The following is an 11,592-nucleotide window of genomic DNA, read 5'->3' on the forward strand; positions in this document are numbered from 1 at the left end:
TTATAGTGCTATACAGATGTATAGTTCATATAAATAAAAGTAGTTGTTGACAGGAATTTTACGAACAAAATAATTGAAATGATGGATAGCAGGTATTCAGATATTATGAAGTGTGACAGGGGTTTAATCATGGCACTGACAGACACGCTGAATGTGGTGAGCGGCAAATGGAAGCTGGCGGTGGTATGCACCTTGCTCAGTGGTAAAAAACGTTTTACGGATATACAAAGGGCAATTACGGATATTACGCCCCGAATGGTTTCCAAGGAACTGAAAGAGCTGGAAGTCAACGGCGTGGTCAGGAGAAATGTGATTAACTCCACACCGGTTTTGATCGAGTATGAATTGACACCTTCAGGTGAGCAGCTTTATGAGGTCATCCAAAAAATGGTGGAATGGGGCTTGCAACATCGGGAGATTACGCTTAATGGGACGGAGGAAAGAAAGGCTGATGAAGTCATTATATCCGGTTAAACTGTTTTTTAAAACCTGTTACTTTCTATTCTGAGGTTTCAAATTCGGCACCACGTTCTCGCTCTTTGTGCCTACACGCATCGGCGGGCCGTGGCCATCAAAAAAGAACTGTATGTTGCTCCATTTCAACTTTTGAATATCAATATAAGAAAGCCCTGTAAAGCAACTGAAAATAAAGAGGTCTTTTACAAGTTCGTATTTGGACTTGGACGGTTTTAGAAGCATTAACTTTTCTACATCTCTTTTAAAAGATAGCTGCGATCAGTTTCTTCCATGCTGATTTCATAATCCTCAAAAGGGTTTTGTCGAATCAAGCCTTTTTTTATCGCCAGTTCCGCCAATGCAATAACCGGCATGGTATAAACCCAAACAGTGTTATGCGTACATTCCTTATCTATGCGCAGAAAGAAATCGAACTCCCGGATAAAGTCTGAGGTAAGTTCCCGAAACGCCATATCCTCCCTGTGATAGCGTTCCCTGATAAATTCGGACAGATCATTGTAAACGGTCTTGTATTTATTGTAGGTGTTTTGAGAACGTTTGCCCTTGCTGACCATTCTTTCAAAATCCTCATTCTGGTCTTTAAACACTTTAAGGATAGCATCATCCATTACACCAACTCCCAAAAATGATAGCTTTACTTTTTGTGCAGTTGCAAAGCCTTCATCTTTGAGCATATCATCGTAAATCTTATTGATACGCACCCGTATATTGTCCAATTTAAGATTGGTACTCAGCGCCTGGGCACTTTTGCCCAAAACCCTTCCGTGTTTTAAATCCCAATTATTGGGGTTGATGCCCAGTTTGGTACTAAAGGATTTTGGTGTTCCGTCAATAGTGATACGTCCCATAACAGGGACATTCCCGTTCTTCTTAGGTTCATTCTTCTTCAGGTAGAAAAGCAGCTTGAACGTGGATCTTTTCTCTTGTTCCATAACTCAATTGTTTAACGTTTAAAATTAACTTTCATTGAGTTACAAGGGAATATGAAAATCGGTGCAAATGACTGAAATATAGATTGTTATCTGGTCATTCGGTTAGTTGTAATCAGTAACGATTTAGTAACCTAACCTTGTCATTTTAAGCCCAAAACTTGTCGGACACCTACTTCCAAATTTTGCCTCACGTTTTATAAACCACTGTATATGAACGGTCTTAACCGTTTTGCTTATTTTTGCTTTCTCCTAATATTTTTTTATAAAAAAAAGTGCAATACTTATTTACACTGCAGGTTAAAGTTGGTGAGTGCGACAAATTTTGCAGCGCGGCTGTCAATATCCTGCTGGCTTAGGTTTTGCAAACGCTCAGTACCTAGTTTCTCACAGCAATAACTGGCTGTGACACTGCCCATAATAACGGCCGTTTTCATGTTCTCAAAGGACAAATCACCGGTGCTGGCCAAATAACCGATAAAGCCACCTGCAAAAGCATCGCCGGCACCTGTTGGATCAAATACATCTTCTAAGGGCAATGCCGGAGCGCAAAAAATCTCTTCCCCATTAAATAGCAATGCACCGTGTTCGCCCTTTTTAACAATCAAAAACTTTGGCCCCATCGCCAGAATTTTGTGTGCTGCTTTGACTATAGAAAATTCATCCGCCAACTGCCTGGCCTCTGAGTCATTGACCACCAGCACATCTACTAATGTCAGTACATCCTTTAGATCTGCCATGGCGGTTTCCATCCAGAAGTTCATGGTATCCAGTACGATCAGCTTTGGCCGCCGGGTCAATTGCTGGATCACAGAGCGCTGGATGGCGGGCACCAGGTTGCCCAGTAACAAATAATCTGTCTCAAGATAGTTTTTGGGCAAAATGGGATTAAAATCTGCCAGTACATTTAAATCCGTTATTAAGGTTTCTCTGGTATTCATGTCCAGGTGGTACTTTCCACTCCAGAAAAAGGATTTTTTATCTTCGACAATCTCAACGCCATCGGTATTTACGCCCAGGCGATTCAGATCCTGCAGTACTTCTTTTGGGAAGTCTCCCCCGACAATGGACACTTGATTCACAGCATGCATAAAATTGGTAGCCGCATAGGCACAATAAGTACCTGATCCACCAACGGTTTTTTCTGTTTTGGCAAAGGGGGTTTCAATCGCATCAAAGGCCATTGACCCAATAATGGTTAAGGACATGTATAGCTGATTTTTGTGTTGTTTTATTATTTTTTGTTTTCTTATTTATTTTCAACCTGCAAACTTATTGAATTTTAATAATATTTCAAGTTCCCGACCGGAATTTAGCTGGTTGTCAACTGGGATAACCTCACAGACGTACACCTACGATTCATCATCGAAGTGGCAACTTTTCCATTTTGGCATTATTTGCCACTTCGTTAACGGAGCATCAATCGGTTGATAATTCTTTTTAATGTAACTTAGAGCCATTATTCAAATTATAAAATGTTACGTTGATGAAAAAGTATTGGGTAGCGTTTTCAGCGCTGTGCCTCATGGCTGTTGCCTGCGGTTCTAATGGAAATAGTGATAGTGCAACCAACAAACCAGAAACTACCACACCTGCGGCTGAGAGTCATGAATCTGCAGCCTCTGATATTAGCAAAAATCCTGATTATACAAAAGGTCTCAAATTGGTCGCTCAAAATGACTGTCTGACCTGTCATAAAATAAGTGGGGAATCCACCGGGCCAGCCTATGATAAGGTGGCCGCTAAATATGCCGGCGCTGATGAAACGACGATCAGCATGTTGGCTGAACACATTATTAAAGGCGGTAGCGGTCACTGGGGCACAGTACCAATGACACCGCACCCTACAGTCAGTGTAGCGGATGCCAAGCAGATGGTTAAATATGTTTTATTATTGAAAGATCAACAATAAGAAGCCTATGGTCCAAACAGATACGTATTATATGCAGCAGGCACTCAGAGAAGCCCAAAAAGCCTTTGACGCAGGGGAAGTACCCATTGGGGCGGTGCTAGTAATGCAGGACAGGATCATTGCCCGGGCACATAATCAGGTGGAGCTTCTAAAGGATCCGACTGCGCATGCAGAAGTCCTGGCTATAACGGCCGCCTGCGACCAAATGGGGGCTAAGTATCTGCCAGACGCTACTTTATATGTTACCCTGGAGCCTTGTCTGATGTGTAGTGGGGCCCTTTTTTGGAGCAAGATCGGCCGGATCGTTTTTGGAGCCAATGACCCAGGTAACGGTTACGCCCAAAAAGTCAAAACCAGCCCCTTCCACCCTAAAACAAAACTGGAAGGCGGCCTGCTGGCACAGGAATGCCTGGCGCTTATGCAGGGCTTTTTTAAAAACAGAAGGTAGCAATCATAAGGAGGGTTAAATTTAATTAAGGGGCTCATTTAAATTTTATTAAACATATCTGTCTGATTGAAGCTGAACATTTAACCACATTTTTCAGTATCTTTGTTAGCCACCTTGGGCAAACCTATTGATAAATTTGTCTGAGGTCGAGAACATTTCATTATTCAACAATTTAAAAAATTAAATAGTATGGCTTTTACATTACCGCAGCTTCCATACGCATACGACGCACTGGAACCGCATATTGACGCAAAAACAATGGAAATTCACTACACCAAGCATCATCAAGGGTATGTGAACAATTTAAATAAAGCAATTGAAGGCACTGAAAACGCTGATAAGAGCCTGGAAGAACTGGTTAAGAACGCCGGTAATATCTCTGTTGCCGTTCGTAACAATGGCGGTGGTCATTGGAACCACTCCTTTTTCTGGACAATCCTCTCTCCTAATGGCGGCGGCCAACCTTCCGGAGACCTGACAGCGGCCATTGACAGCGCATTTGGTTCCCTGGATGCTTTAAAAGAAAAATTCAATGCCGCAGGTGGTGCCCGTTTTGGTAGCGGCTGGGCTTGGCTGATCGTTAAAGACGGCAAGCTGGAAGTCACTTCCACTCCTAATCAGGACAATCCTTTAATGGATGTAGCAGAAACCAAAGGCACGCCTATTTTGGGTGTTGACGTATGGGAACATGCTTACTACCTGAATTATCAGAATCGCCGTCCAGATTACCTGGCTGCTTTCTGGAACCTGGTAAACTGGGACAAAGTCGCTGAACTTTACAACGCCGCTAAATAAGCATGCGTTGTAAGCAATAATAGCACAATACAAGGTGCAAAGCAGTAGTGTTTTGCACCTTTTTTTTCATTTTCATTTTAAAAATCAATTTTTATGAAAAGACTCTTATGGGCTTTAATACCGCTGGCCGTTCTGGCCTCCTGTGGTAAAAGTAGCGAACGTAAAATTCTGGTAGTTGCCAACGGAGACATTGCTGTCACCGGTCAGGATGTAAAAATAACCAATATTTCTGACGGTGCTGTGGAAAAGCTGGTAGATCTTAAAAATGCAGATCAGACATCATTTACCGTCAATAATGGCGGTACCTCCAGCACGGTTCAGTTGCCTAAAGAAGACGGATTTTATCTGCTAAATCTAATGAAAGACACCGTTTTTGGCAGTCAGCTAGTGGATGGCAGGGATTATAATACAGCAGAAGCCTTAGGACTGGACAAACAAAAGGAGATGATCGACAGTTTAAAGCTTGTTTTACAAGGTAAAAACATTTCAGAAGCCAACAAGAATTACCTGGTAGTGCCAGGTCAGCTAACTAAAGTCACTGACGACCTCGTTCATGCTCGTATATTTGGGCCTTTCCACCAGATGAACAGCGATATTGATGCGCCAGCCGACGGCAAACCGCCCGTTTTGTATAAATTCTATTCTTCAGATGAACTGCAAACGCGTTTGCAAACAGTGGAAGAATCCTATAACGCTACGGGAGATTAACTTCATCGAGCGTATTTAAAGTAAAATTGCCGGTGTGTACAATCTCTTGAATATACACACCGGCAATTTTGTATTAAACTATTTTCTGTGATATTTACCTTAGCCTATAAATGCTGAGGAGGCAGATAGTTAACATTTTGCTTAAAGCCATTCTGTTAGCCAGCCTGGTGTTTATTATTTATGACCGCTTTTTGGCTTTTTTAAGATAGCAAATACTTCTATGCCAAATCCCAGTAATATAACAATGGGTGCAAGGGTGATCCTTCTAAAGCTATACACCTCTGTTTTATCAAAGATACTTGCATTGGTACTGGCGCCACCGGACATCAGCATCATGCCTGCCGCAATGACTACAGCTCCGATAATCATCCACATATAATTATCCCTGGTAAAATTTAAGCCACCACTTTTTTGTGGTTCCTGAAGGTTCTTATTGTCCGACATGCGTTTTCAATTATTATATACAGTTACAAATATGCCATTTTATTTTTAATTCCGCTGAAAAATTGGTGTTATTTCTAGGGGATGATTCCCCAATTTACGATATCTGAAAAAAATCAGGATACGTCAATCATCCAAAATTACAGCCTACAAATTCCTTCTGAACCTGTTAATAAAGGTCATCTAACCTGGTTTTCAGGTATTTATTGACGCTTCGATTGGTACTAAACCAGGAAATCAACACCGCAAATACAACCATGCAACCATAAAGTAAGAGATTGTTGCTGCCGCTTTCCAATGATCTGATCTCCGGAAACCTTTCTTTTGCCCAACCGGTCAAAAGTAACATAATCACAATGGCGATCACCGCACTGATCAGCCCGTTAATAACCGCTCTTACATTCATGGGGCGGGCAATAAAACTGCGTGTTGCCCCTACCATCTGCATGGTTTTGATCAGAAACCTGTTAGAATACATGGTCAGTTTAATCGTATTGTCAATACTAACCACGACAATGATGCCCAAAATAATGCTGATCGCTAGAAATATCAGCCCCATTTTATTGACTTTATCATTCATGGAAGTCACCAGGGTCTCCGGATAATTCAGTCCGGACAACTGCGTACCAAATTTTTGGGTCAGTTCATTGGCAATCTTTTTTAAGCTATCCTCATTGACGTATTCTGCCTTGGCATAAAAATTAATACTTTCCGGCAATGGGTTATAATCCAGGATTTTATCCCAGTCCTCATTATTGTCTTTATTCCAGATTTCCTTGGCCTTTTCTTTATCAATATACTGTACATTCTTGGCATAAGGCTGGGCGGCTATATAATCCTTTATCTGGGCGATGGTGTCTTTACCAGCTACATTTAGATAGGCGGAGACCTCCACCTGTTCTTTCAGATTATTACCCATGGCCTTCAGGTTAAGGAAGAACCAGCCCATGATGCCCATGATCAGCAGCACCAGGGATATCCCGACAATACTAAAGACGGAATTGGATTTTTTCTTGTGCCTGGCGGTGGTTTGAATTTCTGACATATTGTCCTTAAAAGTAATTCTTAGTGTGAGAGAACCAATTAGGGCAAATTTAATGTTTACATAGTAATCACGTACATTTGCAGGCAATTATTTTAATTTGTTTATAGGTTTGACCATAAAGGTTCCTTTTATGGTCAGCCTGACATATAAAGTTAACTCATCATATGGATTATAATTTTAGAAATATTGAGCAAAAATGGCAACAACACTGGGCAAAGACTGATGCTTATAAAGTCTCCAATGATCGTACCAAACCCAAATATTATGTATTGGACATGTTTCCCTATCCCAGCGGAGCTGGGTTGCATGTAGGACATCCACTGGGCTATATTGCCAGTGATATCTTTGCCAGGTACAAAAGACTAAAAGGCTACAATGTGCTCCATCCCATGGGTTATGATGCTTTTGGATTGCCCGCTGAACAATATGCCATCGAGCATGGGATTCATCCGGCAGATTCTACCCGGCAGAACATTGCTACTTTTGAAAAACAGCTCAATAATATTGGCTTTTGTTTTGACTGGTCAAGAAGAGTCAATACCAGTGAACCTGGCTATTATAAATGGACACAGTGGATATTTTTGCAGCTTTTTGGCAGTTTTTACGACCGCAGTCAACAAAAGGCGCGCAGCATCGATGCATTACAAGCCATATTTGAAAAAGAAGGCAATCAAGTCCATCCTTGTCCTGGGGATGCGGCGCTTGTTTTTAGCGCCAAGGACTGGCAAAGCTATGACCATAAGCGCCGCCAGGAGATATTAATGAACTACCGATTGGCTTATTGCGGTTATGGGGAAGTGAACTGGTGTGAAGCACTTGGCACGGTGCTGGCCAACGATGAAGTGGTCAATGGCGTCAGTGAACGCGGCGGCCATCCGGTCGAAAAGAAAACCTTAAGGCAATGGTACCTACGCATCACTGAATATGCCGACCGTTTACTGGAAGGGCTGGAAACAGTTGAATTCAGTGAGGCGATGAAGGAGATGCAAACCAACTGGATCGGCAAGAGCACAGGCGCAGAAATTACCTTTAAGATAGACAGTGAACAGGGAACGGTGCCTGCCTTTACTGCATATACTACCCGTCCTGATACCATTATGGGGGTAGATTTTTGTGTATTGGCTCCGGAGCTTAGTTGGGTTTTAGACATTAGCTCCACCGAACAGCGGCCGGAGGTAGAAAAATACATCGCTTATGTAAAAAGCAGAAGCGAAAGAGAGAGGATGGCTGAAAAGCGCATTACTGGCTGTTTTACGGGTGCATACGCCATCAATCCTTTTGATGAAAATAAAAAAATACCGATTTATCTCTCTGAGTATGTTCTGGCCGGATATGGAACGGGTGCGATCATGGCGGTTCCCTCAGGCGATGAAAGAGATTATAAGTTTGCAAAATATTTTGAAATCCCGATCACCAATATCCTGGGCGACCTTTTTGACGGCGAAAATGCCAATCCAACCAAGGATGCTATACTGGTGAACAGCGGAATGTTAGATGGTCTGCCCATGCGGGAAGCCATGGAAGTCGTTATAGACAAACTCCAGGCAAAAGGTATTGGCAAAAGAAAAACCAATTACCGTATGCGCGATGCGGCTTTCAGCCGCCAGCGCTACTGGGGGGAACCCTTCCCGATTACCTGGCAGGACAGTGTGGCGGTACCGCTGGATGAAAAAGAGCTACCGCTTTTATTACCTAAGGTGGATAAATACGGCCCCGGACCGGGTGGTGCCGGACCGCTGGCGGCTATTGACAGTTGGACTGACCGCCACCTGGAAACCAACACGATGCCGGGCTATGCGGGCAGCTCCTGGTACTTTCTACGGTATATGGATCCGCATAATACGGAGGCTTTCTGTGATCCGGCCGCCAGTACTTACTGGAACCAGGTAGATTTGTATATCGGCGGTACAGAACATGCAGTTGGACATTTACTTTATAGCCGGCTATGGACGAAGATTTTATTTGACCTGGGCTTTATAAATTTTCAGGAGCCCTTTAAAAAGCTCCTGAACCAAGGCATGATCCAGGGCAGCTCCCGCTTTGTTTACCGGCGTCACGGTACCCATGAGTTTATTTCTCATGGCCTGATTATGGGGCAGCAAGTGGATAAAATCCACGTGGATGTCAATATTGTGGACGGCGTGGAGCTGGACACAGCAGCCTTTAAGCAATGGAAAAACGGGGAATTTAAGGACGCGAGCTTTATTTTGGAAGATGGTAAATATATCTGTGGTGTTGAGGTGGAAAAAATGTCCAAATCAAAATTCAACACAGTAAACCCGGATGTACTGGTCGAAAAATTCGGAGCAGATACCTTTAGAATGTATGAGATGTTTTTAGGACCTGTAGAACAATCCAAGCCCTGGGACACGAAGGGGATTGAAGGGGTGCACCGATTCTTAAAAAAACTATGGCGCTTATTCTTTGAAGATGAAAAAGGTGCCATCTGGACGGATGAAGTACCGACTAAAGCAGAATTAAAGGTGCTTCATAAAACGATCCAAAAAGTACAGACGGATACGGAACGTTACTCTTTTAATACGGTGGTCTCTGCCTTTATGGTTTGTGTGAATGAACTCACGGATCTTAAATGCCATAAAAAACAGATCCTCATGCCCGTCTTAATTATGCTGACACCTTATGCACCCCATATTGCAGCGGAGCTCTGGCAAGTCTTAGGTGGTGAAGGCGAGATACTGGACGCCGCGTTCCCAGAATTCAATCCACAGCTGATCCAGGAATCCTCCAAAAACTACCCTGTCAGCATTAACGGGAAAATGCGTACCAGTATGGAGTTTCCACTGGATGCGGATAAAGACAGTATCCAGGCAGCTGTATTGGAAAATGAAGTTGTCAAAAAATGGGTCGACAATAATCCCATTAAAAAGTTCATTTTTGTGCCAAATAAGATGATCAATGTGGTGATTTAGGGCGTATGATCGCCCCGAACCTCTTTATTTCTTATTTAGCCCGGTGTTCATGATGTTAGATGCACCGGGCTTTTTTATGCGCCTATGTGTATGTGTTACTCAATTTTCGAGTGATCAAAGGTTGAGTCACTGCTTCTCGCTTCCCGCTGACAGATTTTTGCAAAAAAAGCCTAGTACAACGTTTGCGTGAATTTAGCTCCCGCTAGGACCATTTGATTGTTTTAATGCATCTTTGAAATCGAAATATTTTCCCATTTTCATCCCTGCAGCTGACGAAGTTTTTTTCAACATTAAATGCATCTTTATGGACACAAAGCGACATGTAAGCAGTAAGTATTTCAAAACTAGGATTGACTTTCCTGGTAAGCATAGCTTGCTCATAGCCCTCAGTCTTTCCCTGGGTTTTAGCGCCCATTTACAGGCGCAATCTGCGTCTAAATCACAGCAGCCGTCGCAGCAGCAGTCACAACAACAGCAAGCCACCAAAACATTTACCGTTCCGGCAAACAAAGGTTATGTAGTGCCTTTTTCTACAGGTCGTAAACAAGGTGTTTCGGTGCCGGTAGGCTACCCTGAAACCGTGCGCCCTGTTTCCAGATGGACGGACAAATCAAAATCTGTGGTCTGGTATCTCTATCAGGAGCCGGGTAAGTACCAATTTAGCCTGGATGGACAGGTAAAAAGTGGCGTTAACTTGCCTTTTGAGCTATTGATCTCAGATGCAGATGCTGCCAGTACTTTTCATAAGATCCAGCGCACCGTTGAGCTTAAAGGCACGGGGATCAGGGATACTTTCCATGCTGGACGGGTGGAGATCATGAAAACGGGGTATTACCGGTACGAGTTAAAGCCCAAGGCAGATCCACAAAACGCAATTACGCTTCATTCGCTTCTTTTTACAGCTGCTGGTGGTAAAGGCGAAGTACACCAGACCGATTATCAGTCCTCTCCTTCTGTACATTTAAGTTTTAGCACCACTGCACCTACCACACAATCCTATGACTGGATTTATAGTGAAATTCTGGTACCTAAGGGCGGTGATCCACTGGCGACTTATTATGAAGCGCTGGGTTTTTACCGGGGATACATGGGCATCCAAACCAATAGTGAGCATGAGCGGAGAGTACTCTTTTCTGTCTGGGACAGTAAAGACGCTGAAAAGGATAAGAGCATCCAAAAATCAGATCTGGTAACGCTGGTGGCCAAAGGGCCTGAGACTGTCACCAATAATTTTGGCGGTGAAGGTACGGGCGGACAATCCTATAATCCCAAGGCTAACTGGAAAACGGGTCAACCGGTGCATTTTCTTATGAATGTTTTACCAGACAATAATGGTTCAGTTGTTATCTCCGCCTGGTATCAACTGGGTACAGCGCCCTGGGTGTATGTGGCCAGCTGGCGCGCGCCCAAGGAACACCGCTATTTTGACGGTTTCTATGCCTTTATTGAGAACTACGGCTATACCAATGGCTGGATGCGGCGCATGGCTTATTATTATAACAGCTGGGGCAAACAAAGCGGAGGCGGCGACTGGGTTAGTTTTAATAAAGTCCGCTTTTCTCATACAGATGGCAAGCCGGGCCAGCGGGTGGATTATGAGCAGGGCGTCTCAGCAAAATACCCGGATAGATTTTATATGGCCTCCGGTGGTTATACACCTACAAAACTTACCAAAGATGAAATCCCTGTCAGCACGAAAATTCCGATCAGCGATCTGACGCCTTTTGAGCGCCAGGTGCAGGCAGCTTTAAAACAGGAGGCCCAGCGTAAAGCCGCCCCATCAAAATAAAATAAAACGAGATTTATAGTTAACTAAGAAAACCAGAACGGGGCATTGCATGATGTACAATGCCCCGGATTTAACAGCGCCGGCAACAGCGATTTAATAATCACTCTTGCCGGCGTTT

At 43.4% G+C, this 11,592-nt stretch carries 11 protein-coding genes; 7 read left to right on the top strand and 4 right to left on the bottom strand.

The window, feature by feature from the left end; genetic code table 11:
- The first annotated feature begins 78 nt into the window (after positions 1 to 78).
- Positions 79 to 474 (top strand): winged helix-turn-helix transcriptional regulator, encoded by a 396-nt coding sequence (locus tag FSB73_RS04650; protein WP_146780334.1) that lies wholly within the window; start codon positions 79 to 81, stop codon positions 472 to 474.
- A gap of 233 nt (positions 475 to 707) precedes the next feature.
- Here the strand turns inward: FSB73_RS04650 and FSB73_RS04655 are convergent, their stop codons facing one another.
- Both FSB73_RS04655 and FSB73_RS04660 read right to left on the bottom strand, forming a co-directional pair.
- Positions 708 to 1,409: a phage integrase SAM-like domain and Arm DNA-binding domain-containing protein gene (locus FSB73_RS04655; protein WP_225974481.1), complete on the bottom strand. Its 702-nt coding sequence runs from the start codon at positions 1,407 to 1,409 to the stop codon at positions 708 to 710.
- A 281-nt stretch (positions 1,410 to 1,690) separates the two neighbouring features.
- Positions 1,691 to 2,614, bottom strand: coding sequence for a PfkB family carbohydrate kinase (locus FSB73_RS04660; RefSeq protein ID WP_146780335.1), 924 nt, complete (start codon positions 2,612 to 2,614; stop codon positions 1,691 to 1,693).
- 278 nt (positions 2,615 to 2,892) lie between these two features.
- On the opposite strand from FSB73_RS04660, the gene FSB73_RS04665 reads away from it, so the two are divergent.
- The 4 genes from FSB73_RS04665 (at position 2,893) to FSB73_RS04680 (ending at position 5,269) form a co-directional block, all read left to right on the top strand.
- Positions 2,893 to 3,318 carry a c-type cytochrome gene (locus tag FSB73_RS04665; RefSeq protein ID WP_146780336.1) on the top strand — a complete coding sequence of 142 codons (426 nt, stop codon included), beginning with the start codon at positions 2,893 to 2,895 and terminating at the stop codon, positions 3,316 to 3,318.
- Between the two features lie 7 nt (positions 3,319 to 3,325).
- Positions 3,326 to 3,766 (top strand): nucleoside deaminase, encoded by a 441-nt coding sequence (locus tag FSB73_RS04670; RefSeq protein ID WP_146780337.1) that lies wholly within the window; start codon positions 3,326 to 3,328, stop codon positions 3,764 to 3,766.
- 189 nt (positions 3,767 to 3,955) lie between these two features.
- Complete coding sequence (locus tag FSB73_RS04675) at positions 3,956 to 4,561, top strand: superoxide dismutase (protein WP_146780338.1); 606 nt, start codon at positions 3,956 to 3,958, stop codon at positions 4,559 to 4,561.
- 93 nt (positions 4,562 to 4,654) lie between these two features.
- On the top strand, positions 4,655 to 5,269 hold the full coding sequence (locus tag FSB73_RS04680) for a hypothetical protein (protein ID WP_146780339.1): 615 nt from the start codon (positions 4,655 to 4,657) through the stop codon (positions 5,267 to 5,269).
- A gap of 174 nt (positions 5,270 to 5,443) precedes the next feature.
- Here FSB73_RS04680 and FSB73_RS04685 read toward each other — a convergent pair whose 3' ends face one another.
- Both FSB73_RS04685 and FSB73_RS04690 read right to left on the bottom strand, forming a co-directional pair.
- Positions 5,444 to 5,713, bottom strand: coding sequence for a DUF3098 domain-containing protein (locus FSB73_RS04685; protein ID WP_146780340.1), 270 nt, complete (start codon positions 5,711 to 5,713; stop codon positions 5,444 to 5,446).
- Between the two features lie 166 nt (positions 5,714 to 5,879).
- A complete protein-coding gene (locus tag FSB73_RS04690) occupies positions 5,880 to 6,755 on the bottom strand; it encodes a cell division protein FtsX (RefSeq protein WP_146780341.1) in 876 nt (291 codons plus the stop codon).
- 164 nt (positions 6,756 to 6,919) lie between these two features.
- Here FSB73_RS04690 and leuS point away from each other — a divergent pair, with 164 nt between their 5' ends.
- On the top strand, positions 6,920 to 9,685 hold the full coding sequence (gene leuS, locus FSB73_RS04695; RefSeq protein WP_146780342.1) for a leucine--tRNA ligase: 2,766 nt from the start codon (positions 6,920 to 6,922) through the stop codon (positions 9,683 to 9,685).
- A 304-nt stretch (positions 9,686 to 9,989) separates the two neighbouring features.
- A complete protein-coding gene (locus FSB73_RS04700) occupies positions 9,990 to 11,474 on the top strand; it encodes a DUF3472 domain-containing protein (RefSeq protein ID WP_146780343.1) in 1,485 nt (494 codons plus the stop codon).
- Positions 11,475 to 11,592: the final 118 nt, after the last annotated feature.

It is taken from the genome of Arachidicoccus ginsenosidivorans (genome assembly GCF_007971385.1).
Lineage (GTDB): Bacteria > Bacteroidota > Bacteroidia > Chitinophagales > Chitinophagaceae > Arachidicoccus > Arachidicoccus ginsenosidivorans.